A 25212-nucleotide genomic window follows, 5' to 3' on the forward strand; every position below is an offset into this window, starting at 1 on the left:
AAATGTTTGACTTGCTCATTTGCTTTTTTGATAGTGTGTGCTCACTTAAAATTTAACGTTGGCGCTTTGTTTTGTTCAGTTTTCAAAGAGCAATAATGGAGCGGGTGAAGAGAATCGAACTCTCATCATCAGCTTGGAAGGCTGAGGTTTTACCACTAAACTACACCCGCATTTAATTTTTAAAATATTTTCAGAAAGAATGGTCGGGAAGACAGGATTCGAACCTGCGACCCCTTGGTCCCAAACCAAGTGCTCTACCAAGCTGAGCTACTTCCCGTAAAATATGGTGCGCCCGGCGGGAGTCGAACCTACAACCTTCTGATTCGTAGTCAGATGCTCTATCCAATTGAGCTACGGGCGCTAATTTCTATGATGTTATTGGTGCGGCCGAGAGGAGTCGAACCTCCACGGGGTTTCCCCCACTAGGCCCTCAACCTAGCGCGTCTGCCATTCCGCCACGACCGCGAAAGCGACTTTGTAAGTTTAACACCTTTTCAACTTGATGTCAAGAAGAAAATATCAGTGCGGGTGAAGGGACTTGAACCCCCACGCCTTGCGGCGCCAGATCCTAAGTCTGGTGCGTCTGCCAATTCCGCCACACCCGCGAAAATAAATGGTGAGCCATGAAGGATTCGAACCTTCGACCCTCTGATTAAAAGTCAGATGCTCTACCAACTGAGCTAATGGCTCTAAATAAAATGGCTGGGCTAGAAGGGATCGAACCTTCGCATGACGGAATCAAAATCCGTTGCCTTACCGCTTGGCTATAGCCCAATAATCAAATACTAATTAACAACCAGGATAATATTATATCACGATAATATTATTTTAGCAAGTGTTTTTTTAAAAAAATGGCGGTCCCGACGGGAATCGAACCCGCGATCTCCTGCGTGACAGGCAGGCATGTTAACCGCTACACCACGGGACCAGTATTTTGATTACGTATAAGAAAGTGACCCATACGGGATTCGAACCCGTGTTACCGCCGTGAAAGGGCGGTGTCTTAACCGCTTGACCAATGGGCCTTGATAAAATATGTAACTGGCGGAGAAGGAGGGATTTGAACCCTCGCGCCGCTTACGCGACCTACACCCTTAGCAGGGGCGCCTCTTCAGCCTCTTGAGTACTTCCCCAAAAAAATGGCTCCGCAGGTAGGACTCGAACCTACGACCGTTCGGTTAACAGCCGAATGCTCTACCACTGAGCTACTGCGGAATAATGAAAATTGGGTTCCTTTTTCACGCTCAAGGACCTTAGTGTTTGTCGTTAAGAACAAGTTGTTATCTTGTCGACTCTTATGATTATAAAGAGGTTGCAACTTAAAGTCAAGGGTTCTTTTATGTTTTTTTATATTTTTGTTTTTTACTCCTTAAACCCTTGGTAAATCAATGTTCCACGACATTTACCACAAACGAAACGGGTAGTGTCGATTCGCTTTTTTCTTATATACACCTGCTGACAGTCTTCACATTTATATTGAATAGTATTCATCTTTTTCTTTAATTGGTTAGATGGCAGCGGCTCGCAAAATCTCGGTGCCCCCACTTTTTTGAGTAATTGCTTAAAGTCCGCATCACGATGCTGGTACCCCTTTTTTTCGATGTGCAGATGATAATGGCACAATTCATGCTTAATGATTCCAATCATTTCTTCCACACCGCGTTCATCAAGATACTTCTTATTGATTTCTATATTGTGTGAACGGAGCAAGTATCGGCCTCCCGTTGTTCGGAGACGTGGATTAAAACTGGCTTGGTGTCTAAAGGCCTTTTCAAAGTCTTTCAACGATATTTCTTCCACTAGTTTTTGCAATTGCCGATTATCCATTTCCCCCTCCCTTTCCTTGGTAACATGACAACCTATTATAACATAGACTAATAATACAATAGGAAACTAAGGGAGGAAAAGCTATGCCTAATTGGTTCCAGAATCAAATCCGCAAAGCCTTTTATGAAAAGGATTATTATCAAGTGAAGATGTTGAATCAATGTTGGTTTTTTTATCAAAAAAAAGAAAGCCTCCGTTTATAAATTCAACTTTGCTCCATATAAAAAAACCCCTTCTACTATAGAAGGAGCTTACCGTAGGCTATTTTTGATCCTTTGGCTCGAGCATCGTTAAAGATACCCTTTGTTTTTTGGAGTCAACCAGTTCGACCCAAACCGTCACAACATCCCCAACTGCCACTACATCCAATGGATGCTTTACAAACCGGTTGCTCAGTTTAGAAATATGAACCAGTCCATCCTGTTTAACACCAATGTCCACAAACGCACCGAAATCCACAACATTCCTCACTGTACCTTGTAATTCCATCCCAGTTTGCAGATCCTCCATTTTTAGTACATCCTGCTTAAGCAGTGGTTTTGATAATTCATCCCGAGGATCTCTTCCCGGTTTCATCAAATCATCTATGATATCTTTAATCGTAATTTCCCCAATTTCCAATTCCTCGGCCAAATCAGCCGGATTTAGTTTGCCTAATTCTTCATTCAGGGCATCACTGCCTAAATCATCAGATGTGAATCCCATTTTCTTTAATAATTTATTCACGGCACTGTAGTTCTCAGGATGTATCGCCGTTTGATCTAAAGGCTCATCTCCATTAATGATACGTAAGAACCCTATACATTGTTCATATGTTTTGGCACCAAGCCGGGGAATCTTCTTTAATTCCTTCCTGCTTGAAAACTTCCCTTCCACTTCCCTTTTCTTCACAATATTTTGAGCAACCGATTTTGATAAACCAGCTACATATTGCAAAAGTGACGATGAAGCGGTATTGACATTCACTCCCACCTGGTTAACAGCTGTTTCTACTACAAAGGTGAGGGATTCTGTTAACTTTTTCTGGGACACATCATGTTGATACTGACCCACCCCCACGGATTGCGGATCGATTTTAACAAGTTCAGCAAGGGGATCCTGAAGCCTTCTGCCTATCGAAACGGCGCTTCTCTGTTCTACTTGAAGATCTGGAAACTCTTCACGGGCAATATCCGAGGCTGAATACACGCTGGCTCCCGCTTCATTAACAATTATATATGAAATATTCCCTTTCACTTCTTTTAAAATATCTGCGATGAATTGCTCTGATTCACGTGATGCCGTACCATTGCCGATTGCCACGATTTCAACCGAGAACCGCTGAAGTATTTCAATAGTTTTTTCACGGGCAGCATTAAGCTTCGCAGCAGGAGGATGCGGGTAGATCACACTGATATCGAGAACCTTTCCGGTTTCATCAATGACGGCCAACTTACAGCCAGTCCGATATGCCGGATCAAGGGCAAGGACCACTTTCCCTTTAAGTGGGGGCTGCAAGAGCAGGTTCCGCAGGTTTTCAGAGAAAATATGGATGGCTTGATCCTCAGCTTTTTCCGTCAACTCTTTTCTGATTTCCCGTTCTACAGAAGGCAGGATCAATCGCTTGAGTCCATCCTCAATCGCAGATTTAAGAACAACTTGGGCTTCAGATTTGTTATTTTTAATGATTTTCCGCTCAAGATGACCAATGATGATTTCAGTCCGGGGCTGAATGGAGATTCGCAGAACTTCTTCCTTTTCACCTCTATTCAGCGCCAACACCCGATGCGGTACGATCCTTTGAACCGGCTCCTCGTATTCATAGTACATTTCGAAGATTTTTTTCTCGTCCTTCTCTTCATTTTTCACAGTTGAAACCATTTTTCCGGCTTTGAAAATTTCAGCCCTTATCCACTTCCTTAATTCTGCATCATCGGATATATGTTCAGCTATGATATCCTGCGCTCCAGCAATAGCCTCTTCAATAGAAGAAACTTCTTTTTCTGCCGATATGAATTCTGCAGCTTTTTCGCTAACACTGGCATGCATTGGACATTCCAGAAGCCAATTGGCCAGTGGTTCAAGACCCTTTTCTTTAGCAACTGTCGCTTTCGTTCTCCTTTTTTGTTTGAATGGCCTGTATAAATCCTCGACTTCCTGCAGTTTTGTTGCCTTCTCGATTTGTATCGTTAATTCTTCCGTCAATTTTCCCTGTTCACCAATTGAACGCGTAACTTCCGCTTTCCTCTGGCCAAGGTTTTCAAGATAGTTCCACCTTTCCATGATGGAACGAATCTGAACTTCATCAAGCGAACCCGTCATTTCTTTCCTATACCGAGCGATAAAAGGGACAGTGTTCCCTTCTTGCAGCATCTGTATGACGTTTTGGACTTGATTATTTTTCAAAGTTAGCTCATTGGATATTTGTTTAATCAGTTCTTTCAATTTATCTTCTACAACGATCATTATGTTTACCTCCAACCTTTTGATCTAATAAGTATAGTCTAGCAAATGAGTGATGAAGTTGCGAATTCAATACAAAAAAGCTCACTTCCGAATTATGGCGAAAGTAAGCTTCCTAAAATGAAAGTTGTATCATCTGCAGTTAATGGACTGCTTTTTAATATGCACTGTGCGTTCTTATCGATAGGGACCAGCCTTTTTAAAAAAGATTTAGCTCCCTTAAGTTCTAAACCATCGGAATGAAGGATGAATTTTGCATTTGGTTCATATTTGTAGCTCTGCGTCCTGTATGTTTGTTTCCTTCCGGATAAATACCCTGTAACAGGTAAAGGGTAAACAAGTTTATCGTCGCTTGGATTATACAGAAAAAAGCGGATGTTACCCACTGAACTGTATACAAATTCATTCTTGTCATAAAAAATCTTCAAAATCGAAACGGCTGCCCCCCGCTTATCGACTAAAACCTGGTTACATACTGCCATTAATGATTCTACATCCAACTCATGATTACGTTTAACTTCCTCGATGACGGCATGGGAGGAATCATAAGCATTTTTGCCGCTGCCTAGACCATCTGCCAGGACACACACAAAGTATTCTTTCGTATGAAGAAAGAAGTAATCATCACCACAATAAACCATCCCGTTTTTAGACGATTGAGAGACAAGGACTTCTATTTTTTCTTCCCTCAGAATATCTTTGATCACTGAATTAACTCCGAGTTTTCAGCATTAATGGCTTCTTGAAGCTTCTTGATCGCGCGGCGTTGGAGCCTCGAAACATGCATTTGGGAAATCCCCAATTTATCGCCAGCTTCTTTCTGGCTTAAATTCTCTAAATAAGTATGTTGAATGATCATCTTTTCACGGTCACTCAGAACATGCAGCACCTTTTCAAGCACAAGCCGCTGATTGACCTTTTCAAAACCTTCATCGACATTCCCGAATATATCAAGCAATGTGACAGTACCGCCATCAGAATCCGCCTCAATAGAATGATCCACAGATAAAGCTTGATAGCTTTTTCCCATTTCCATCGCTTCTAAAACTTCTTCTTCAGTCACGCCTATACTATCGGCTATTTCATCTATTCTTGGTGAACGATGCAGAGTTGTCGTCAATTCCTCGACAGTCACCCTGATTTTCGGACCAAGCTCCTTAATTCTCCTTGGCACATGGACACTCCATGTTTTGTCACGAAGGAACCTTTTGATTTCGCCGATTATAGTAGGGACGGCAAATGCCTCAAAGCTCTTACCGAAAGATTCATCATATCGTCGAATGGCACCTAATAAACCAATCATGCCGACTTGGGAGATATCCTCCTGAAATGATTTCCCTTTCGCATACTTGCGGGAGATTGTTTCAACTAAACTTTTATAATGGATGACTAGATTACTCTGTGCTTCATCATCTTGATTCTGCTGGTAAGCTCTAATCCATTCATTTACCTGTTCTCTTTGTGCCTGATTAGGTTGAGACTGTTTTTGCATCCATCTCCACCTGCTCTCCTTCTAAAAACTTAGTCATAAATACTGTAACCCCATCATGCTGATGAATTTTAACATCATCCATCAAAGTTTCAATAAGGTAAAGACCCAAGCCTCCTTCTCTCAAAAGTTCGACTTTTTGTCCATTTTCGTATGGACCGAGTCCTTGACGAACTTCTTCGAAATTACAGCTCTTGCCACTATCAGAAACCATGACCTCCAGACGGTCAGGATAAAGGCCGAAACTTACTTTCACTTCACCCTTTTCAGAATCCTTATATGCATGCTGTACCGCATTTGTACAAGCCTCACTGGTAGCTATTTTCAAATCCTCAATTTCATCATACGCAAATCCCATCCGGCTTCCTATCCCAGAAAGCGTTAAACGAATGACACCGATGAATTCTGGTTTTGCAGGTATTTTCATTTCGATGTAATCATATACTTGACTCATTCTAACCCACCCTCTGTACCACTTTTTATATCAATGATATCTGCAAGACCTGTTATATCAAATAAACGTCGTAACCTTTCTGATAAGCCAATTAATGTGAATTCGCCATTATGTGCCCTTACGCTTTTGAAGGCACCGACAAATACCCCAAGTCCCGTACTATCCATATAAGAGACTTCAGTTAAATCAATCGTAATCGAAACATTATCCTGCTCTGAAATCGGAAATAGTGATTCCCTTAATTTCGGTGCAGTATAGGCATCGATTTCACCTTTTAGTTTTACAACAAATTCAGTATTTAATTCATTAACATCTACAGTTATATTCATCCTTGACCCACCTCTTCAAATCCTCTTCATTCCTATATCTATACCCAGCAGAAACAATACTAAACATTTGATTTTAAAATTATTAATGTAAAATCATCCCTCAGTTGGAAGTTCTGCATTTTCTCTAATTGTTTAAATATATTATTCACCATTTCCTGGGCTTGCAAATGCATATTCTTTTTAATGAAACCGATAAGTGTTTCCCTTTCTATGAACCCATCATACGTCCGGCATTCCGTTACCCCATCGGATAATAAAATGATCATGTCTCCACGATTCACCGTTTTTTCATATTGGCGATACCTTGTTTTTTTATCAACTCCAAGCAACAAGCCCTTTGCATCCAAATCACTAAAAGTACCTGTTGCGGCATCATAGTAAAAGCCAGGTTCATGTCCGGCTGAAGCATAGGAAAATTGCCTATCATGCGGATCATATAAACCATAGAACATGGTTATGAACATGCTTGGATCCACATTATGCTCCACAACACGGTTCAAACTCTCAAGCACACTATTCGGTTCATGACGATGCTCGGGAAGACTGTCCATCGCATATTTGATCATCGACATGCACAATGCAGCAGGAATCCCTTTTCCTATGACATCTGCTATCCCTACTCCTATACGATCATTTTCATCTTGGACGAAGTGATAGTAATCTCCGTTCATCTGTCTCGCCGGAACACTGATCGCTCCAATTTCAAGTGCTTTGATATCAGGAATTTTCGTTTCCAAAAGAGTATGTTGAACGTTTGCCGCAATCTCGATTTCCGTTTTCAGTTCCTGCTGTTGATGTCTAAGGCTTTGATGTTCACGGTATGCAATACCGTAGCCCATCATGACTTCCAGCAGAAAATCGAAAGAATCCAACACTTTTCCCGGTAATTCCGGGTAAAGTTCCATTAAGTTATTTTTATGCATACTGATGATTTCTTCTGGAGATATATTGTATTTGATATGTAGGCGGCTAATCTTTTGTCCTTGGTAGAGTGCCTGCTCATTTTGGTCTTTAAGATAAGTAGAAAGCGCCTCATGATACTTTTTCTCCATGTTCTCCCTAATATCCATATTTCCCCCCTAACGGAGCCATTTCGTAGCGATGATCTTAGTCCCTTCACCTGGTATCGAATCAATATCAAAGTCATCCATTAAACGTTTGGCTCCAGGAAGACCTGCGCCCAGTCCCCCTGAGGTGGTATATCCATCTTCCATGACTCTGCGGATATCCTCAATTCCCGGACCCTGGTCCTCTGCAATGATTTTCAATCCTGACTTCCCATTTATATTTAGCTTTTCTATGCTAACACTGCCTTGTCCAGCATATAGGTATATGTTTCGGGCCAATTCGCTAATGGCTGTTGTGATCCTGGCCTGGTCTACAGTACCGAACCCCAACTCTTTAGCGACATTTCTTCCGAGCTGCCTTGCAGCTACGATGTCCCATTCATTTATGATTTTTACGCAGGATTGGAACTCCATTCTTTAATCCCCCAATTCCTGTTGTAATTTCTCCAGGCCTTTCTCTAAGTCTAATGCTGTCAGAACATCATCGAGACTAATTCCCAGTTCAATTAATGTTATTGCAACAGCAGGCTGGATTCCCGTAATTACAACTTTGGCCCCCATAAGCTTAGACATGCTAAAGACATCGCCCAATACCTTTGCGATAAAAGAATCAATAAAATCTATTGAGGTAATATCTATAACAACGCCATTCGCGCTTGTTTCATGAATCTTATGCAGTAAATCCTCTTGAAATTGAAGGGCTGTCACATCATCCAATTCCCACTGTATAGAGACTAACAAGCAGTCATAAAGCTTCAATATCGGAATCCTCATACTTATCCCTCCACCTTTACGATCTTACGGCTCGTTAATTCCAACGCAACTTCTATCCCTTTTTTCAATGTATTTTTTGTAATCACTTCATTTAAATTAATTCCAAGATTAACGATTGTTTGAGCAATTTCAGGGCGGATGCCGCAGAGTATACATTTTGCGCCCACTAATCGGACTGCTTCCGCCGCTTGAATGATATGATGGGCAACCATGGTATCCACGACCGGCACGCCCGTTATATCAATGAGAACAACTTCTGATCTATGCTTAACAACGCCGGTCAACAGGTTTTCCATTATCTGTTTGGCACGTTCCGTATCAATCGTACCAATCAGCGGCATTACCGTTATTCCTTCCAATACAGGAATGAGCGGAGCCGAAAGTTCTTGCAACGCTATTTTTTGCATGGAAACAGTTCTTTCCCAAGTTTGAGTATATATATTGACTATTTCATTATTTATCGGTGTGGCCCATTTATCCAATTGGTTAACAAGATTGACTTGATTTCCAGGAGTAACAAGACCCTTTTCCACCATACCATTTATGACAATTAACGTGAATTTATGAAGTCCTTCATTGACGAAAGTGAGAGGCCATCCCAATTGGACGACTTTCTCGGCAAAATCTGAAAGCTTCAATGTGAATTCCTTGTTTTTACTATCAACGTTCGTAATGATCATATCTATAAATTCACTGCTAGTTTGCGTGAACATTCGATCTGAAACGACTTTAATTAATCTTTCGTCCGTACTTTCCTTCATGATGCCCATCCACTCAGTAAGGATGTAATCTTGATTTTGCTTAATAAAATCGTAAACCAATTGATTCATAATATCCTCCCATTCTAACACAATTGCCTTGTTTCCCTGTCCACGTCACAAGGATGTTAACTAACTGTAATGTTATTTCCATTTGGATTTCTGTTGAATTTCCCCACTAACTTTTGCTTTTTTTTAGGTATTTACAAAATAACTACATACCCGAAATTCAGGTAAGAAAAACATCAATTAATGAAAAGTTAGGGAGATACTATAAAAAACAATGACGTTCCATCCAATATCTAACTGTATAATGTTTTTATTCGTCAAATTTTTCATATTTCCTGCTGTATAGTTTTTGGATATGTTAATGTTATTTGACAAAAAAAACACGATCCCCACAGTTGCAGGGATCGTGCCATCTAAATAACATCAAGAATGATTTGTATTATAATAACGCCCGGTTTAACGGGAAAAATTTTCTTTAAAACTCAATGAGGCCTAAACTAATTTGCAAAGCTTCATTGACTTTTTGCATCATCGGTTCGTCAAGATGCGTAATTTTATCAGTTAAACGCTGCTTATCAATTGTCCGGATCTGTTCTAATAAAATGACGGAATCCCGCTCGAATCCGTACTTTTTTGCATTAATCTCAACATGTGTAGGCAATTTCGCTTTTTGAATTTGAGCTGTAATGGCTGCCACGATCACAGTCGGACTAAAGCGATTACCAATATCGTTTTGTAAAATTAGTACCGGACGGGTCCCCCCCTGCTCTGAACCAACTACCGGGGAAAGGTCTGCGAAGTATACGTCACCACGCTTAACAACAATCAATGGCTCAGCCTCCGCTAACTAATCGTTCAACGCAATGACCAGCCTCGAATTCAGCCTGGAAGGCTTCAGAAGCAATCGTTAAGTTAATGGCCGCCATTTCAATATAACCGCGTTTCATCGATTCGCGAAACTCTTTCTTTTTACGTTCGCGAAGATACATTTTTGTGGCACGATAAATAAATTCACTGCGATTTACATTTTCCTCACTCGCATACCCATCTAACTCTGTTAAAAAATTTTGAGGTAATCGAATTAATATCTCTCTTGTTGCGCTGGATTCAGACACAAACATACACCTCCACCATCACTACACACCTTTATTGTATATATCCTTTTCAATATTACCATTAAAATGCCTATCTGCAAAGAGTATATTCTATTCTCAATCCTATTATCAGCATAATAAAGGAAATCTTATTCACAATCTTAGGATTTTTTTACAATCCGGTCATTCCAAGATGAAGTTGCGTACATGATTCACCTGATTGTCTTTTATATACACACGGGGCACTCTTGGTCCAATCATACATGTTATCTCATAGTTGATCGTTTCCAGTTTTGCCGCTATCTCATCGACAGTAATCGATTCATCCCCATCATTCCCCATCAGTGTGACCTCTGTTCCTACAGGGTATGGCCCAGGCAGCTTGATCATGCATTGATCCATGCAAATCCTCCCGACTATGGGTACTCTTTTTCCATCCACAAGAACTTCCTGACCTTGCAGCTTACGGATCCAGCCGTCAGCATAACCGATTGGCAAAGTCCCGATCCACTCATCACCTTCAGCCGTATATGTCGCTCCATAACTAACGCTTTCACCCTTAGCAAGCTGTTTAACCGCAACCATCTTCGTTCTCAATGATATAGCCTGTTTTAATGGGTATGGCAATATCGGCTTCATCTCCACGGAAGGACTCAATCCATACATGGAAATCCCCATTCTTATTGCATTCCATTCAGGATCGGTGAATCTTAAAGAAGCTGCACTATTGGCTGCATGAATATATTCAGGCTTTCCAGTCATTACGGAAAGCATCCCTTTAAATGTAGCAAGCTGCTTTTCATAATAGTCGGTCTTCATTTCATCCGCCGTCGCGAAATGAGTGAATATCCCTTGGAAATTGAAACAAGCTTCACGCTCAAGCAAATTTTCCACATTCATGAGTTGACCTTTATCACGAATGCCGATTCTACCCATGCCGCTATCCACTTTTACATGGATTTGCAAAACTTGTCCCGGTTTCAACAAATCCTTTGCCTTTTCCAACCATGCTACATCGAAAACCGTCACGGAAATCCCATACTCGGCAGCAAGAGCTGCGCTTTCAGGCCTTGATGCCCCAAGTACAAGGATCGGAGCCAATATTCCCTTTTTTCGTAAGGCAAGAGCCTCATCCAAAAAAGCGACACTTAAAAAATCCGCCCCCGCTTCAAGCGCCGTTTTGGCCACTTCATAGTCCCCATGGCCATATGCATTCGCTTTAACGACAGCGAAAAGACTAACGCCATTTCCCAGTCTTTGTTTCATTGAAGAGATATTTTCAAAAATTTTATCCAAATTTACTTCTGCCCACGTATCTCGATGAAATATTTTCGTTTCCAAGACCATTTCCTTCTTTCCTACACTCACAATAAGATTCTTCCCAGTAGCGAAGTTTTCGTTTCATTATAGGAACATTCTATAACCAACCGCCAGAAAGATAAAGTGCTTTTTCACCTTGATTCTAATTTCCCAGCTGCGAGCCTAAATCAGTTGGAAGGATTAAAAATGTCAACAAGCTGCTTTCCCGCCTATCCTACCCAGAAGAAACCTTCATAAGGAGACGGGAAACATCAGCTTGTTATGTAATCCTATTTGACTGGTTCTTCCCCAACCGAACGGGCGACTTCTATCATCTCTTCCTGTGTCAAATCCTTTGATGCAAGCATATAATCGACACCTTCAAAAGTCCATGCAATCGTATTTCCTGTCATGGCCCCGACAGTATAACCCAAATCAACCGGTTCTCCATTAACATTCGTCGAAACGGAAGTTTGAACTACCTCAGCTTTTTCCTGAACTAATGTAAAACTTTTTGTACCCTCATAGGTCAAAACGACACGTTCTCCCTTTTCCGTCGTAATTTCTTTTTCTTCCGTTAAATTCATATCACCAATATTCTCAGGGTATTTCACTGCAAATCCTTCATTTTGGACTTCTGCCATAACGGGTGCTTCAAGTTGTGCACTTGTCATGTTTTTCTTCATATCAAATGAATCCTTATCAAAAGTCGTATCGAATTTAACTTTCGAGAATTCAACTAGTACCAATGCGGTCTTATCAGGGTCCATGACTTTTACACTGACTGGGGATAAATCCTTTTTGTTTATAGTAATCTCTTGATATGGCAACATTTTATTGTTTTGGTAGCGTGTTTTCGTTTCAAAGACATAATGTTTATCCGTTTCTTTATATGTCGCACTTTTATCTTCCGTAATGTCTTTCACCAACGACTCGAACAAATAGGCCTGACTGCTGTTCTCCGGCCACTCGCTTTGAAATTTAAAACTTTTATTCAAAGCTGGTGTCAAAACATATACACCATCATCATTTTTCAAAATCATCTGGCTTTGATCCTTCTCTTCATTTTTCAGATTTACGCGGTAAAAAGAAGGGTCCTTATGCCAAATCTCCACATTATACACTTGAGGTTCCGTCCCCATCTTCAATGTCATCTTCGCGTTAGCTTTATATCCCTTCATTTCGCCAAGCTTCTCATTCAATTCACTCACTACGTCACTCTGTGATTTTTGGCCGCAAGCAGAAAGAGCAAGCAAGAGCATGATCCCTGCAAAAAGCATTACCATCTTCTTCATCTTTTCAACCCCTTTTTGTCATTTGAACGTAAAAGGGAGAGGAAAAGGCAGGATCCGGACATTGGCTCGACTGATGTCTTAGATTCCTCGGTATTTTAGGCACGGACCCCTTCTCAGTCCGGCTAAAAACTTTTCGAGAGCACCTACTCTGCCATGTACCTTTTACCGGGCCTTGTCTCCCTATAGCACTAAATGTATATGAGACAACCTAAAGGTTTATGACCCGATTGGACAAAACTCCATTCACCCTTCAATTACGACTTGAGCAACCGCATAATCCCGGCTGTGGCTAATCGAAAGATGGACCCCTTCAGAAAACGGCTTTGAAATCATCGGCTTTCCTTTATCATCCGAAATGATTTCAATATCCAAAAAGGATAAGTGCTTACCGATCCCTGTTCCGTTTGCTTTTGAAAAAGCCTCCTTTGCCGCAAAACGCCCAGCAAAATACTCGACCTTCCTTCTTCCATTTAACTTTTCGAAAATCAAGATTTCCTTTTCTGTTAATATACGTTCCTTTAAACGGGGCTGCCGATTAATCAGTGTTTCCATTCTATCCAACTCAGTAATGTCCACGCCTATACCTTTAATCACTTTGACACCTCTTCTATTAATTTAATAAGCTGCATATCATTAGGAGGACTCTTTTACCTGAAAATGATAATATTGTATTTAATTAAAAACGATAACAAGGAGGAATTTATGTTTACAAGAACAGAAGGCTTCCGCGAATACGCAGATTCATATCGAGCTGTTACTGTGCTCATACTCATTATGATGATTGTATTCGTTCTTGTCCTCTTCCCCATATTTCCCGGCAATGTACTCTTTTATTATGGCGCAGGTGTGAACTTATACATCGCTGATGGACAATGGTGGCGCTTGATCACCCCCATCTTTCTACATAGCACGTTTACACATTTACTGTTTAACGGATTCTCCCTTGCCATCTTCGGTCCATTCCTAGAGAAATTACTTGGAACCATCAAGTTTTCAATCTTCTTTTTATCGACTGGTATCCTTGCCAATATCGCAACCTTTCTAATTAACCCACTGACATATAACCACGTAGGTGCTAGCGGAGCAATTTTTGGTTTACTCGGATTCTTTTTATATCTTGTACTTTTCAATAAAACCAATTTTACGAACAACGAAAGAAATACAGTATATACACTGACCGGAATTGCCGTCATCATGACCTTCATACAACCGCAGATCAACGTTATCGGTCATCTGGCTGGACTGGCAACCGGCTTTTTAACAGCTCCATTATATTTAAGAAAAAAATGGTAGGACAAACAGCCGACTCTTCCCTTCAATCATTGGGAGTCGACTGTTTTTTTAGGTGAATACCATGATTTAATTATTAGGCAATCCTTTTCTTCCACATCAGCAACCATGCCGACCCGGGAGGTGATTCCTGATTTGACCGACGCTGAAATCGTTGCTAATTCTTTTCGATTTTGAAACCAACTTTTTTTATATGTGATTGATTGAATTCTGCTTCTCTGCATGATCAATGTTTGCTTCGAGAAAAAACGGCTGCTCAATAGCAACAAATCCCCATCTATGCTCCATCCTGCATCTCTATATTGCATGTAAGCCCAAAAAATCGTCAACGGTACAAGCAAAAGGGAAAGATAACCCCAAGGACTTAAAAACCATACCAAGGCACCGATGATCGGGATGAGGTACAGAAACTTATGAAACACATACCGGGAAAGTGCACGCTTAGGTATCGGTGTCATCTCAATGGTTGTTTCATAAACCGGTAAAATTTCCAGGATTTTTTCATGTAAATGCCTCTTCCTGATTAAAGGGAACAGCATGATGGATAGACTTTCTTTATCTTCCATACTGCCTCCAGCATATTCAATATAAACCGTCGCCAATCCCAATGGCTTCCGAATCAAATTCTCCATGATCCGGATACCTTGAATTTTATGGATAGGGATTGTCAGCTGTCTTTTCTCGAGAAGCCCTCTGGAAATAACGATTTCCTCATCCGTTTTTAACACGGTAAAGGAAGCATATTTAATAACCATACTTAATGTGGCCAGTACATAAACCACCAGTAAAGCCACCAGAGCAAACAAGGTCAGAATGATGGTCCCCATTTCAATAAACTCTTCATAATCCTTAAATATCCTCTCAAAAGGTATCATTTCATCGAACTGTGAAATAAAAGCGATTGCCCCAGATAGGAAGACACCTACCGCTCCCGAAGTGGCAGCCATAACGAATAGCTGCGGCAATGTCTGCTTAAAAACGGAAGACGATTTAGCTGCATATCCTTTATTCGCAACTTCATCTTTATCATTATCAAAAATATTTTTCGCATTTTTTTCTTCACTTATAAAAGCATTGATTCGTTCAGCATCACTTTTGCTTATGGCTGATAATACAGCATCGGCCTGAGACCCGCCTGCCGTTTCAATATTCAGCTTCACTAGGCTGAATATCCTCTGGATGATGCCCTCTGATATATCTATGCTATGGATCCGATCAAACTTTATATACCGTTTCTTCCTTACGAAAACCCCGGACTCAATTCTGAATTCGCCCTCTTCTATGCGATATGTAAAACGTAACCATTGAAGGAATGCCATGACTATCAGCAAAAGTATAATAATGGCAATGACCAGCGGTTGTACCCATCCAGGAATTCCTTCATTCTTCCCAGGAATGACGACCACTAATAAAAAAGGGATGACTAACTCCTTAATCGATTTAATGATGTTAAGCAATACAGCTATTGGATGAAGCCTTTTAGGATCAGACATCTTCTTCCTCCACACTTGCCATTCTCGAAATATATTGCCGCAATTCATCTGCCTCTGCAAGGTCCAAGGCTGGGATAACATGAAGGGTCGCTGCAGTGGAAATTTCAACGGAGGCTAAATCATATTTTCTCAATAATGGCCCTTGCTTCGTTTCAACATGCTGGACCCTTATCATGGGTATGAGTGTTCTTTTAATGACGAAAATGCCACTTTGGATATCAATTTCGGTATTTCTTACTTCGTAACGCCACCTCTTCCATTTCACCGATGGAATCAGAAATATGGCCAGATAGGATTGGATTATCGAAATTATGATCAACGTTCCAAACACCCAATATGTCCAATCAAAAATGATTGTAAGCACGAGTACGGCGATGCTTAAAATCCAGGTTATTGAACAGCTTATGAGACCACTGATTTTCCATACGGTCAAGGCCTTATTCGATATGCGATTTTCAGGTTCCATGTGCTTCTCCTCTTCCGGACAGGTATTGTTAATTGAATCATCATCCATCCTTGCTTTCATCCATTATACTATAATTAAATACTGGAAATTAACCCCTTTCCAAACAAAGGCTTTGAGCATCCCACAAAAAAACCTTTACCATTCGGATACCATAGCATTGGAGATGCACATAAAAAAATGCCGCTCAAATGAGCGGCATTTCCAATTCAATTAAATCTTATTCGTTTTTTCTCTTTTTTGGCTCGTGCTGCGGTTTCCGTATCCATTCGATTTACGGTTCGTGCTTGGGCGTTTACTCGATCCGCTACCGTAATCTTTTCTGCCTGAAGAACTGCGGCCATTGCGCTGTCTGTTACTAGAAGAACTGCTTCCTCCGCGATTGCGACGCATTGGAGATGGAGATTCTTCCGTTAACTTGATAGGCGTTTGATCCGGTTCTTTTGTCATTGATTTAAGCATAGCTGCAACTAAATCAGCTGCGCTATGTTTTTGTAATAATTCTTCCGCTTGACCAAGGTATAATGTTAAATCTTCATTCTCGATTGTATTAAGGATTTTTTCCGTTACTGCTTTTTGTTGACCTTCCAACGCTTCAGTTAACGTAGGAGTCTTAAGTTTCTCCATACGTTTTTTCGTTGTATGTTCAACTGCATGCAGTTGGCCTCTTTCTCTTGGTGTTACAAACGTAATGGCAATACCATGTTTACCCGCACGTCCTGTACGCCCAATACGGTGAACATAGCTTTCCGGATCTTGAGGGATATCAAAGTTGTATACGTGAGTAACGCCTGAAATATCAAGTCCACGTGCAGCCACATCAGTAGCAACGAGTACATCGATGCTGCCGTCTTTAAACTTTTTCAATACAGAAAGGCGTTTTGCCTGACTAAGGTCACCATGAATGCCTTCAGCCATATAACCGCGGATATTCAATGCAGATGCCAATTCATCGACACGGCGTTTCGTACGTCCGAAGACGATGGCAAGATCCGGTGTTTGAATATCGAAAAGGCGTGCAAGTGTATCGAATTTTTCACTTTCTTTTAACTCCAAGTAATATTGTTCGATACGATCCACTGTCATTTCTTTTGCTTTCACACGAACAAGAACAGGTTCCTGCATGAATCTTTCAGCAATTTTACGGATTGGATCAGGCATTGTAGCTGAGAAAAGCAATGTTTGCCTTTCGTCAGGAACAGTTGAAAGGATCAATTCGATATCCTCAATGAATCCCATGTTAAGCATTTCATCGGCTTCATCAAGAACTACAGTGTGAACTCCGCCTAATTTAATATTTTTACGTTTGATATGGTCTAAAAGACGACCAGGCGTACCAACGATAATATGTGGTTTTTTCTTTAAAGCACGGATTTGACGGTCGATGTCTTGTCCACCATAAACTGCAAGTACACGAGCGCGTTTTCCGTAACCAAGCTTGAAAAGCTCCTCGGAAACTTGAATCGCAAGCTCACGTGTAGGTGCAATGACAATCCCTTGCACGTTTTCGTTATTAATATCGATGTTTTCCATCAATGGAATACCGAATGCTGCTGTTTTACCTGTTCCTGTTTGCGCTTGACCGATTATATCTTTACCTTCAAGTGCTAGAGGTATCGTTTGGGATTGAATCGGGCTCGCTTCTTCAAATCCCATTTTTTCTATTGATTTCATGGACGTTCTATCTAATCCTAATTCGCTAAACAATGTCAATGTTTTCGTACTCCTTTTTATATCGTAAATTTACACGTGCATTCATGGATCATGCACAGATGTTTTAGTTCAAATCCTCATCATCATGACGGATGTTCTTCTTTATCTCTTATAAAAAGTTTATCATTATCACCTAAAAGTATGTCTGCCTTTTAGTTCAAATGAACTCAATATGATTTTTTAAAAAGGAAATATACCAGTACGGACATTCACTGGCATTTTTAACTTCGCGCACGTGTAGACTTATCATTTACATACGCTCATCTTTTTAAAAGTACATGTAACCAAAATTAAATTCAATATGGAAAATTAAAAGTAGCATAAACGGGTGTTTCACCGTTTTATTCAGGTGAGGGCTGCTGCACCTATTATTCATCAGACTTAAAAAGGCTGCATGAACAAAACTTGACGAGAGCCAAGATTCTTATACAAAACAGGCCCGGTGCGTTGAGGATTTGCAGAAGTGGAAAATCGCTAAAATGCGGCTTTGATTCCCAATAGCTACTAAAGCCGCCAAGAGATGCAGCTTTTATATATGACCAGACGCGAGGCCTATTTAATCTAAAATAATCTCAAGAATGAACTCATGAAACATGTAAGAACATACAATTTTGTTGCCTCAACCTGATTAATTTTAAATAATCATCAATGATAAGACATTTAAACTCAATACTCATATTACCATTTTCAAACTGTTAATGCAATAAAGGATATCGCCCCATTCAGAGTTACTAAAAACTTTAGACCGTTTCAAAAATGAAGAAATTAGTCATTTCTTCCTGTTAAATATGCAGCCGTGACACTTTTGAGTAAGAATATAGCTTGTTCATTCAATAATGGGTTAAAAAACACATGGACTGATTATTTCATCAATAGGATCACCGTTTTACTATATCCATTTATGCGTAAGTGGATTCAAGCTTAGACAAATTCGAAGAAAGCGAGTTTGCCTATAGTTTTTTTATTTAAAAACCGTTCCAGTGGTTTCAGAATCCATTTAGGAGGATTTCACAAAACAGTAACTTAGTCCTGTTAAAATCATGGTTCGGGATGAGAGCATTCCGGCCTCTTGTCGACTTACTGTATCCATTTAAATTTTTCACAAAACGATCATCCATTTATATATGATATGTGTTTAAATCAAATAGTTTCAACAAACCTTTTTCAGGAAGGATTAGTTTTAATGATGAACATTCCACGGTTCCCCCCGTTGGAAAAAGAAAGGACTTATCATGAATTCCCATTGAATTTACAGGTATATGGGAGCATCCGATTTTTGAAAATTCCATCTTTTTGCTTAAAAATTATAGAAAATAAGTCTAAATGCAGTATGATTGACCTATCAACAAAATAACGGGGGGTTATATGAACATATTCACAATAAATGTTCCTTTATGTAAGGATTTTGGTCGAATCTTAAAGAAAATGAACAAGAAAGTCACCTTTTTGGAAGATCCACTCAATCAAAGTCATCTATTCAAGAATTCAACAGACTTAATGAAATCATTATTTATTTTACCTTTACACCTATCAAAAGACTCTTGGCAGCAAACTTCTTTGTTCGCCTTGGCTGAATCTCACGAAATTCCTATCTTATTCATTTACAAACGCACTTCAGGAATGGAGACCCCTCCGGACTTACCAGAAAAGACCTTTTATGAAACCATGGCGGTCCCTGCCGATTCAGCGGAAATCCGGATTAAATTAAAGTCACTCCGAAACATCAGCATGCAACTGTTTTCGGCAAAAATGAAGGGGCAAGAGCTTGAAATGATACACCAAAAATCAGCAAGGAGCCTGAAAATTGCAAAGGGCATTCAACTTTCAGGTTTACCCTTGTCGATCAATAATGAAGATATAGAGGTCAAAGGCCTTTCCCAGCCTTCAAGTGAATTGTCAGGGGATTTATTTTACTGGACGGAGGTTGATGACAGGATATACGGCTTCATCATGATCGATGTATTCGAAAAGGGCATTCATACAGCACTTATAAACATGTCCATACGCACATTGATCCCCGACCTTATCAAACGTGTAAAAGACCCCATTTTCATAACAAAGGAACTGGATAAACTAATGCGGGATTTATTTCAAGGAGTTAATCGGGAAAACAAAAACCATGCTCGCATTACTGCCTTCATCGCATACGTGAATACAAAGGATCGGCTCATCGAATATGTGAATTACGGACTTCCTTCAGCTTTTTTGTATTCCCCATGCACCAATCAAATTCTCAATTTGAACGAAGGAGCCACCCCAAACGTACTGATTCCCGAATTGCCCATTAAAAAAATAGTCTTTCAGTATGAACCAGGTAGCCGTTTCATCATCTATACAGATGGACTCTCTAAAACGCCCCTACCTTCCGCCATTGACCGATCTGACCATATCGAAAGGGAATTTATCGAAAATGTCCATCTCGATACACAAGACCTTCTTCAGGAGCTATTGGTCTCAAGGATGAGGCATTCAGTCATTAACGATGACATCTGCATTATTGCCGGGACACTTTTTTAAGCACGATAAAAGGGCCGTTTCAAAAAAAAGAAACGGCCTTTTCTATGTTTTTTTATTTTTGCAGAGCTTGAACGACTTCCTCCAGCTTCATGCCCCTAGAAGCTTTAACAAGTATGATGTCATTTTTCTGTGTGGATGATTTTAGTTCCTCTATAAGCTTCTGCTTATCTTGAAAAGGACGAAGCTGCTCCGATGAAAACGCCTTGCTCGCTCCCTTGGCAATAAACTCGGCTAAAGGACCAAATGTGAAGATCTTATCGATCCGCTCACTGGAAATCAATTCACCAATTTTGAAATGAAAGTCTTTTTCCTGTGGCCCTAACTCCAACATGTCTCCCAATACAAGTATCTTTTTCTCGAATCCAGATAAGCCCTCAACCAACTCCACTGCTGCTTTAACTGAAGTTGGGCTGGCATTATACGCATCATTGATGATTTTCTGCCCTTTCGCGCCCTCGACCAATTCCATCCTCATATTCGTTAATTGAATGGTCGACAGACCTTTACGGATCGCTGAATCATCCACATTGAATTCTTTAGCAACCAAGATTGCCGCCAACGCATTAAGAACATTATGATTGCCTAAAACGGGTATCTCATAATTGGTTTCCTTATCACCGCTTGCGATTTTAAACGTGGTACTGTCTGCCCCTTGGCTAATGGTCTGCGGATATAAATCATTTTGTTCCGTACGTCCAAAAGATATTACGTTTAAATCAGGAAAATCCTTTTTGATACGATTGCGGAGCAATGGTTCATCACCATGATATATCAGCGTTCCATCTTTCGCCAAACCTTCGACAATTTCCAACTTCGCATTCGCGATTTCCTCGCGTGATCCTAAATCCAATAAGTGTGATTCACCGATATTGGTAATGATCGCTACATCAGGCTTTGCCATTTTGGATAAGAACTCGATTTCACCGCGGCTGCTCATTCCCATTTCCAACACAGCCGCTTCAGTATCCTCTGCCATAGAAAGCACTGTTAGTGGCAAACCTAAATGATTATTGAAGTTTCCATTTGTTTTATGAACTTTATAGGTAGTGGCCAGCAGCGCAGCCGTCATATCTTTCGTAGTCGTCTTACCGTTGCTGCCTGTTATCCCAATGACTTTTATATTCAACTGCCGACGGTAAGAACGCGCCAATTGCTGAAGTGCTTTCTCGGTATTTTCGACAATGATTATCGGTAAATCATCAGGAGGATTCGGAACATCCCTTTGCCAAAAAGAAGCCGCAGCTCCTTGCTCTAAAGCTTGCTTGACATACTGATGGCCGTCAACCTGCTCACCCTTAAGCGGAATGAACAAACATCCTTCCTTAACCGTTCTTGAATCGATGGTGACCCCATTAATCCCTTCGGACTGGAATGGACTGATATCATTCAATCCCTCTGCCATTTCATGTACTTGTTTTAACGTTCTCTTTATCATTTTGTTCCTCCTACATTCATCGGACCGTTAATCGCTCTCCATTAACCAAACGAAGCAGAAACCAGTTTAAATCGCACCGGTTCCTGCTGATTGGAATCCATCAAATAAATGCTTGATGGATTGTGGAGTTTACTGATACATTACCTGCATGATCAAACTGTATATTTGATTTGTTGTTTTTCCTGATGACGTTCCAAGGCAAGTTTCACGAGTTTTTCAATTAAAGCTGGATAGTCGACACCTGTGTGCTTCCACAATAACGGAAACATGCTGAAAGGAGTAAAACCAGGCATTGTATTCACTTCATTAATATAGATTTGCCCCTCATTCGTTAAGAAGAAATCAGCGCGAACCAATCCAGAGCAATCCAATGACTTAAAGGCAGTAATGGCCATTTCGGATAAAGCCACATACTCGCTTTCCGTTATCTCCGCTGGAATGACCATTGCAGAATTACCGTCAACATATTTTGCTGAATAATCATAGAAGGAAAAATCTTTCTTAGGGATGATTTCGCCTGCCACCGAACAAGACGGTTCATCATTACCAAGTATTCCAAACTCGAGTTCACGAGCAACGACCCCTTCTTCAATGATGATTTTCCGATCGAATTGGAAAGCTTCCGCTACCGCTTTTTCCAGTTCATCAGCATCATTACATTTGCTGATACCGACACTGGAGCCTAAATTGGCAGGTTTGACAAAACAAGGGTAACCCAATTCATCCGCTACCTTTTTAATGGCACTTTCAGTATTCTTCTCCCATTCAGAACGAATGAACCAAGTGTATTTGACTTGAGGAAGTCCCGCCTGTGCAAATATGTTTTTCATGATGACCTTATCCATTCCTGCTGATGAAGCCAAAACGCCATTCCCTACATACGGAAGGTTCAACAGTTCCAGCATCCCTTGCACGGTCCCATCTTCTCCATTCGGTCCGTGAAGCAATGGGAAAATCACGTCATACCCAGTTGATTCACTATTTTCATCAGTTGAATGTGCCTGCAAGGCAAGTGGCGAGCTAGATTTATCCGATGAAAATGTCAATGCCTCCACACTCTCGGCAGGTCCTGTTAACTTCGGTCCATTAATCCATGAACCCTCTTTTGTTATGTAAATCGGATATATATCAAACTTTGCTAAATCGAGAGCTTTAATGACCGCTAAAGCCGTCTGCATAGAAACCTCATGCTCCGCAGATTTTCCACCATAAAGCAAACCAAGTTTAGTTTTCATGAGTTATTACCCTCCAATATTCTTTTAACCATGTTCATTGTATCACTTTACACTAAAATGGTTAAAGCGAAACTTCCATCATTGGCGCTTTTCCAATGATTACTATTAGGCAGAACACAGGTTAAAACCGCCACATCCTGTGGCAACACCTGTGCTAGCACATCCTGTGCGTCGCAATCAGGCATTTACAGGCTGTTGACCCACCACATTTCTTTTTCATTACAATTGCCGCCGCTTACCTTACAGCCTGTTAATGCGGGGTAAAGCGAAACTTCCATCATTGATGCTTTTCCAATGATTACTATATAGGCGGAACACAGGTTAAAACCGCCACGTCCTGTGGCAACACCTGTGCTAGCAACTCCTGTGCGTCGCCCTCTCTTATCTTTTATGCATGAGATGGTAAGTCTTACACCTAAAAAATTTCAAGGGTGTCAAATAATCCAAGCCACGAACCTCGGAAGTTGGGATAATCAGGAGAATGATGTATTTTTAATAACGCTTTCCCATACCCTTTCTTTTCGATTGAAGGTAATAAAGGCATCTGGCTCCTTAATATCTCTATCTGAAAAGTCATCATGCATTTCATCCATGTTTAAATAATCCCCTACGACCCATGCCGGTATCTCAATCTTTGTTCTTGTATACTTAACATGCCGAAAGGAAAAAACGAGCCCCTCTGCCAGGATATGAGCCAAGGAAGAAATGATTTCTGCCGGAATCGCCGTCAGCTCTCTTTTCTTTCTGATTCCAAGCCAAGTCCTCTCTACTTTTAAAAGCTCCAGCTTTAGCGGAATCAGGCTTCCTAACATCATATAATATGTCGAAAGAGAACGAAAATAAATTTTATTGAACCAGCCATCATCCTGGGCAAGGTACACAAATTGATTATTCAATTTACGGAAAAATGGAGGATCCAGATGAGTTTTTGCATGCCCTAAATATAATAGTTCCGCTATTTCCCTTCCATCCAATTCATCCAACCCTTCTCTTTCTTCAAAATCGATCCAACAGAAATCTCCATATGCCCGGACATTTTCTTTAACGAGCTTCGCAATATCTTCAGATGAAGCACTCTCTAGCAGGACATTCAAATTGTATTCCCCGCCATTGAATTCATGTTTCAATAATAAGATGGAATCCAACGTATATGGCAGCGAATAGACGAATTCACGAAAATTGAGTCCATTAAAAAGGACAAACCGTTCAGAAGCCTGCATATACATATATAAGATATCATTGCTATCATTCTTCATAACCTGACCCCCTCCGAGCTCTTAATCAATAATATTATTTTACCAAACTTTTGGGTTTTCACGTAAGTTATATAACCCCCAATATAAATCATCATCAGCACCATGTGAATAACGCGAAACATGTACTCCATATTAACCCAAATGTTAAGGGACACACTCGACTAGCTCAAAGTATCCATATTATAGTAAGAATGAAGGATTGGAGGATTAAATCATGGATAAAATTGAAAAAGGTTTTATCATTAATTCTTTTCATGGAGCCGTTTCCGTCTATGCTGATGCAACTAAAAAAATAGGTCTGTGGCAATCAGAGAAATATGCATTCGAAAAATATTTAAATCGGGAAGATGCAATCCTTGATATCGGTTGCGGTACAGGAAGGACCACCTTCGCACTATATAAAAAAGGATTTCAAAATCTAACGGGAATCGACCTGACTCCTGCCATGCTTTATGAAGCCGAAAAAATAGCGCATGAATATAACCTGGACATACCCTTTATCCTTGGCGATGCAACCGACCTCCCTTTCAACGACTCATCATTCGATAAATCAATCTTCGCTTTTAATGGTTTAATGCAAATTCCCCAGCGAAAAAAACGCACATTGGCTTTAAAAGAAATCAACCGTATTTTAAAACCTGAAGGGCTCTTCATTTTCACAACACATGACCGTGATAAAAACGAAAATTACCTGAACTTCTGGGAGCAAGAGGAAATGATTTGGTGTGTTGGTAAACAAGATGAGAGGCTTTATGAATTCGGGGATATTCTCACATCCGGAAAGACGCTTCAAGAAGATACTTACCTCCATATCCCAACTAAACTTGAAGTACTTGAGTGCCTGGAAGAAGCACGGTTCAAAGTCATCGAAAGCTTTTATCGAAGTGAATTATTCCATGAAAACGATGATGTCATCACTTTCTCTTCCGATTGCCGCTTCTGGATCGTCCAAAAGTAAGGAAGCGCTTTTTAA

Annotated in this window: 25 protein-coding genes and 11 tRNA genes; 4 read left to right on the top strand and 32 right to left on the bottom strand. The window is 40.5% G+C overall.

Going from position 1 to position 25212, the window contains the following annotated elements:
• Positions 1-96: 96 nt before the first annotated feature.
• The 12 genes from ACWF5P_RS26070 to ACWF5P_RS26125 form a co-directional block, all read right to left on the bottom strand.
• Positions 97-170, bottom strand: a tRNA-Gly gene (locus ACWF5P_RS26070).
• Positions 171-200: 30 nt separating this feature from the next.
• Positions 201-277 (bottom strand) — tRNA-Pro (locus ACWF5P_RS26075).
• A gap of 7 nt (positions 278-284) precedes the next feature.
• Positions 285-361: transfer RNA gene (locus tag ACWF5P_RS26080), tRNA-Arg, on the bottom strand.
• An 18-nt stretch (positions 362-379) separates the two neighbouring features.
• Positions 380-465: transfer RNA gene (locus ACWF5P_RS26085), tRNA-Leu, on the bottom strand.
• A 58-nt stretch (positions 466-523) separates the two neighbouring features.
• Positions 524-605 (bottom strand) — tRNA-Leu (locus tag ACWF5P_RS26090).
• 9 nt (positions 606-614) lie between these two features.
• Positions 615-690, bottom strand: a tRNA-Lys gene (locus tag ACWF5P_RS26095).
• A gap of 9 nt (positions 691-699) precedes the next feature.
• A tRNA-Gln gene (locus ACWF5P_RS26100) sits at positions 700-774 on the bottom strand.
• A 78-nt stretch (positions 775-852) separates the two neighbouring features.
• Positions 853-928, bottom strand: a tRNA-Asp gene (locus ACWF5P_RS26105).
• A gap of 25 nt (positions 929-953) precedes the next feature.
• Positions 954-1025, bottom strand: a tRNA-Glu gene (locus ACWF5P_RS26110).
• Positions 1026-1042: 17 nt separating this feature from the next.
• Positions 1043-1133: transfer RNA gene (locus ACWF5P_RS26115), tRNA-Ser, on the bottom strand.
• Positions 1134-1140: 7 nt separating this feature from the next.
• Positions 1141-1215, bottom strand: a tRNA-Asn gene (locus tag ACWF5P_RS26120).
• Positions 1216-1362: 147 nt separating this feature from the next.
• On the bottom strand, positions 1363-1827 hold the full coding sequence (locus tag ACWF5P_RS26125; RefSeq protein ID WP_101225978.1) for a SprT family protein: 465 nt from the start codon (positions 1825-1827) through the stop codon (positions 1363-1365).
• 83 nt (positions 1828-1910) lie between these two features.
• On the opposite strand from ACWF5P_RS26125, the gene cmpA reads away from it, so the two are divergent.
• Positions 1911-2030: a cortex morphogenetic protein CmpA gene (gene cmpA / locus ACWF5P_RS26130; protein ID WP_089364909.1), complete on the top strand. Its 120-nt coding sequence runs from the start codon at positions 1911-1913 to the stop codon at positions 2028-2030.
• 58 nt (positions 2031-2088) lie between these two features.
• Here cmpA and ACWF5P_RS26135 read toward each other — a convergent pair whose 3' ends face one another.
• From ACWF5P_RS26135 to acpS, 14 genes are all read right to left on the bottom strand, one after another.
• On the bottom strand, positions 2089-4272 hold the full coding sequence (locus tag ACWF5P_RS26135) for a Tex family protein (protein WP_452445502.1): 2184 nt from the start codon (positions 4270-4272) through the stop codon (positions 2089-2091).
• 92 nt (positions 4273-4364) lie between these two features.
• Complete coding sequence (locus tag ACWF5P_RS26140; protein ID WP_230178895.1) at positions 4365-4976, bottom strand: PP2C family serine/threonine-protein phosphatase; 612 nt, start codon at positions 4974-4976, stop codon at positions 4365-4367.
• Positions 4973-5761, bottom strand: coding sequence for an RNA polymerase sigma factor SigB (gene sigB / locus ACWF5P_RS26145; RefSeq protein ID WP_137020608.1), 789 nt, complete (start codon positions 5759-5761; stop codon positions 4973-4975). Before sigB ends, ACWF5P_RS26140 begins: the two co-directional genes overlap by 4 nt.
• Complete coding sequence (gene rsbW, locus ACWF5P_RS26150; protein WP_034306366.1) at positions 5739-6212, bottom strand: anti-sigma B factor RsbW; 474 nt, start codon at positions 6210-6212, stop codon at positions 5739-5741. The genes sigB and rsbW overlap by 23 nt, the downstream gene beginning before the upstream one ends.
• Positions 6209-6541 (bottom strand): anti-sigma factor antagonist, encoded by a 333-nt coding sequence (locus ACWF5P_RS26155; RefSeq protein ID WP_434168308.1) that lies wholly within the window; start codon positions 6539-6541, stop codon positions 6209-6211. Before ACWF5P_RS26155 ends, rsbW begins: the two co-directional genes overlap by 4 nt.
• 59 nt (positions 6542-6600) lie before the next feature.
• The gene (locus ACWF5P_RS26160; protein ID WP_101225982.1) at positions 6601-7611 is read right to left on the bottom strand and encodes a PP2C family protein-serine/threonine phosphatase; all 1011 of its coding nucleotides are present in this window, start codon (positions 7609-7611) and stop codon (positions 6601-6603) included.
• Positions 7612-7620: 9 nt separating this feature from the next.
• Entirely contained in the window at positions 7621-8022 is a 402-nt protein-coding gene (locus ACWF5P_RS26165; protein ID WP_101225983.1) for an anti-sigma regulatory factor, read from the bottom strand.
• Positions 8023-8025: 3 nt separating this feature from the next.
• A complete protein-coding gene (locus ACWF5P_RS26170) occupies positions 8026-8382 on the bottom strand; it encodes an STAS domain-containing protein (protein ID WP_048682053.1) in 357 nt (118 codons plus the stop codon).
• A gap of 2 nt (positions 8383-8384) precedes the next feature.
• Positions 8385-9212, bottom strand: a complete 828-nt coding sequence (locus tag ACWF5P_RS26175) for an STAS domain-containing protein (RefSeq protein WP_434168306.1) — start codon at positions 9210-9212, stop codon at positions 8385-8387.
• Between the two features lie 412 nt (positions 9213-9624).
• Positions 9625-9975 carry a type II toxin-antitoxin system PemK/MazF family toxin gene (locus tag ACWF5P_RS26180; RefSeq protein WP_034306610.1) on the bottom strand — a complete coding sequence of 117 codons (351 nt, stop codon included), beginning with the start codon at positions 9973-9975 and terminating at the stop codon, positions 9625-9627.
• Between the two features lie 7 nt (positions 9976-9982).
• Positions 9983-10264 carry a CopG family ribbon-helix-helix protein gene (locus ACWF5P_RS26185; protein WP_034306380.1) on the bottom strand — a complete coding sequence of 94 codons (282 nt, stop codon included), beginning with the start codon at positions 10262-10264 and terminating at the stop codon, positions 9983-9985.
• A gap of 162 nt (positions 10265-10426) precedes the next feature.
• Complete coding sequence (alr, locus tag ACWF5P_RS26190; protein ID WP_434169590.1) at positions 10427-11590, bottom strand: alanine racemase; 1164 nt, start codon at positions 11588-11590, stop codon at positions 10427-10429.
• A gap of 242 nt (positions 11591-11832) precedes the next feature.
• The gene (locus tag ACWF5P_RS26195; RefSeq protein WP_350300957.1) at positions 11833-12837 is read right to left on the bottom strand and encodes a LolA family protein; all 1005 of its coding nucleotides are present in this window, start codon (positions 12835-12837) and stop codon (positions 11833-11835) included.
• 243 nt (positions 12838-13080) lie between these two features.
• Positions 13081-13431: a holo-ACP synthase gene (gene acpS, locus ACWF5P_RS26200; protein WP_101225986.1), complete on the bottom strand. Its 351-nt coding sequence runs from the start codon at positions 13429-13431 to the stop codon at positions 13081-13083.
• 108 nt (positions 13432-13539) lie between these two features.
• On the opposite strand from acpS, the gene ACWF5P_RS26205 reads away from it, so the two are divergent.
• Positions 13540-14130, top strand: coding sequence for a rhomboid family intramembrane serine protease (locus ACWF5P_RS26205; protein WP_101225987.1), 591 nt, complete (start codon positions 13540-13542; stop codon positions 14128-14130).
• A gap of 26 nt (positions 14131-14156) precedes the next feature.
• Here the strand turns inward: ACWF5P_RS26205 and ACWF5P_RS26210 are convergent, their stop codons facing one another.
• The 3 genes from ACWF5P_RS26210 to ACWF5P_RS26220 all read right to left on the bottom strand — a co-directional run bounded on the left by ACWF5P_RS26210 (position 14157) and on the right by ACWF5P_RS26220 (position 17796).
• Complete coding sequence (locus tag ACWF5P_RS26210) at positions 14157-15620, bottom strand: PH domain-containing protein (protein WP_434168305.1); 1464 nt, start codon at positions 15618-15620, stop codon at positions 14157-14159.
• A complete protein-coding gene (locus ACWF5P_RS26215; RefSeq protein WP_452445503.1) occupies positions 15613-16134 on the bottom strand; it encodes a PH domain-containing protein in 522 nt (173 codons plus the stop codon). Before ACWF5P_RS26215 ends, ACWF5P_RS26210 begins: the two co-directional genes overlap by 8 nt.
• Before the next feature lie 162 nt (positions 16135-16296).
• Positions 16297-17796: a DEAD/DEAH box helicase gene (locus ACWF5P_RS26220; protein ID WP_181762276.1), complete on the bottom strand. Its 1500-nt coding sequence runs from the start codon at positions 17794-17796 to the stop codon at positions 16297-16299.
• A 1365-nt stretch (positions 17797-19161) separates the two neighbouring features.
• On the opposite strand from ACWF5P_RS26220, the gene ACWF5P_RS26225 reads away from it, so the two are divergent.
• The gene (locus tag ACWF5P_RS26225; protein ID WP_434168303.1) at positions 19162-20313 is read left to right on the top strand and encodes a SpoIIE family protein phosphatase; all 1152 of its coding nucleotides are present in this window, start codon (positions 19162-19164) and stop codon (positions 20311-20313) included.
• A gap of 52 nt (positions 20314-20365) precedes the next feature.
• Here ACWF5P_RS26225 and ACWF5P_RS26230 read toward each other — a convergent pair whose 3' ends face one another.
• From ACWF5P_RS26230 to ACWF5P_RS26240, 3 genes are all read right to left on the bottom strand, one after another.
• The gene (locus ACWF5P_RS26230) at positions 20366-21748 is read right to left on the bottom strand and encodes a UDP-N-acetylmuramoyl-tripeptide--D-alanyl-D-alanine ligase (RefSeq protein ID WP_434168302.1); all 1383 of its coding nucleotides are present in this window, start codon (positions 21746-21748) and stop codon (positions 20366-20368) included.
• 152 nt (positions 21749-21900) lie between these two features.
• On the bottom strand, positions 21901-22983 hold the full coding sequence (locus tag ACWF5P_RS26235; RefSeq protein WP_434168301.1) for a D-alanine--D-alanine ligase: 1083 nt from the start codon (positions 22981-22983) through the stop codon (positions 21901-21903).
• Between the two features lie 473 nt (positions 22984-23456).
• Positions 23457-24239, bottom strand: coding sequence for a hypothetical protein (locus tag ACWF5P_RS26240; protein WP_434168300.1), 783 nt, complete (start codon positions 24237-24239; stop codon positions 23457-23459).
• A gap of 214 nt (positions 24240-24453) precedes the next feature.
• Here ACWF5P_RS26240 and ACWF5P_RS26245 point away from each other — a divergent pair, with 214 nt between their 5' ends.
• Positions 24454-25197 (top strand): methyltransferase domain-containing protein, encoded by a 744-nt coding sequence (locus ACWF5P_RS26245; RefSeq protein ID WP_434168299.1) that lies wholly within the window; start codon positions 24454-24456, stop codon positions 25195-25197.
• Positions 25198-25212 lie beyond the last annotated feature (15 nt).

The sequence above is a fragment of the Peribacillus sp. NPDC055009 genome, assembly GCF_053608705.1.

What these genes read in the sequence shown, in the direction of transcription:
- ACWF5P_RS26125 (WP_101225978.1), bottom strand. Translation starts at nt 1,827, where the DNA reads ATGGATAATCGGCAATTGCAAAAACTAGTGGAAGAAATATCGTTGAAA.
- cmpA (WP_089364909.1), top strand. Translation starts at nt 1,911, where the DNA reads ATGCCTAATTGGTTCCAGAATCAAATCCGCAAAGCCTTTTATGAAAAG.
- ACWF5P_RS26135 (WP_452445502.1), bottom strand. Translation starts at nt 4,272, where the DNA reads ATGATCGTTGTAGAAGATAAATTGAAAGAACTGATTAAACAAATATCC.
- sigB (WP_137020608.1), bottom strand. Translation starts at nt 5,761, where the DNA reads ATGCAAAAACAGTCTCAACCTAATCAGGCACAAAGAGAACAGGTAAAT.
- rsbW (WP_034306366.1), bottom strand. Translation starts at nt 6,212, where the DNA reads ATGAGTCAAGTATATGATTACATCGAAATGAAAATACCTGCAAAACCA.
- ACWF5P_RS26155 (WP_434168308.1), bottom strand. Translation starts at nt 6,541, where the DNA reads ATGAATATAACTGTAGATGTTAATGAATTAAATACTGAATTTGTTGTA.
- ACWF5P_RS26160 (WP_101225982.1), bottom strand. Translation starts at nt 7,611, where the DNA reads ATGGATATTAGGGAGAACATGGAGAAAAAGTATCATGAGGCGCTTTCT.
- ACWF5P_RS26165 (WP_101225983.1), bottom strand. Translation starts at nt 8,022, where the DNA reads ATGGAGTTCCAATCCTGCGTAAAAATCATAAATGAATGGGACATCGTA.
- ACWF5P_RS26170 (WP_048682053.1), bottom strand. Translation starts at nt 8,382, where the DNA reads ATGAGGATTCCGATATTGAAGCTTTATGACTGCTTGTTAGTCTCTATA.
- ACWF5P_RS26175 (WP_434168306.1), bottom strand. Translation starts at nt 9,212, where the DNA reads ATGAATCAATTGGTTTACGATTTTATTAAGCAAAATCAAGATTACATC.
- alr (WP_434169590.1), bottom strand. Translation starts at nt 11,590, where the DNA reads ATGGTCTTGGAAACGAAAATATTTCATCGAGATACGTGGGCAGAAGTA.
- ACWF5P_RS26195 (WP_350300957.1), bottom strand. Translation starts at nt 12,837, where the DNA reads ATGAAGAAGATGGTAATGCTTTTTGCAGGGATCATGCTCTTGCTTGCT.
- ACWF5P_RS26205 (WP_101225987.1), top strand. Translation starts at nt 13,540, where the DNA reads ATGTTTACAAGAACAGAAGGCTTCCGCGAATACGCAGATTCATATCGA.
- ACWF5P_RS26210 (WP_434168305.1), bottom strand. Translation starts at nt 15,620, where the DNA reads ATGTCTGATCCTAAAAGGCTTCATCCAATAGCTGTATTGCTTAACATC.
- ACWF5P_RS26215 (WP_452445503.1), bottom strand. Translation starts at nt 16,134, where the DNA reads ATGGATGATGATTCAATTAACAATACCTGTCCGGAAGAGGAGAAGCAC.
- ACWF5P_RS26225 (WP_434168303.1), top strand. Translation starts at nt 19,162, where the DNA reads ATGAACATATTCACAATAAATGTTCCTTTATGTAAGGATTTTGGTCGA.
- ACWF5P_RS26230 (WP_434168302.1), bottom strand. Translation starts at nt 21,748, where the DNA reads ATGATAAAGAGAACGTTAAAACAAGTACATGAAATGGCAGAGGGATTG.
- ACWF5P_RS26235 (WP_434168301.1), bottom strand. Translation starts at nt 22,983, where the DNA reads ATGAAAACTAAACTTGGTTTGCTTTATGGTGGAAAATCTGCGGAGCAT.
- ACWF5P_RS26240 (WP_434168300.1), bottom strand. Translation starts at nt 24,239, where the DNA reads ATGAAGAATGATAGCAATGATATCTTATATATGTATATGCAGGCTTCT.
- ACWF5P_RS26245 (WP_434168299.1), top strand. Translation starts at nt 24,454, where the DNA reads ATGGATAAAATTGAAAAAGGTTTTATCATTAATTCTTTTCATGGAGCC.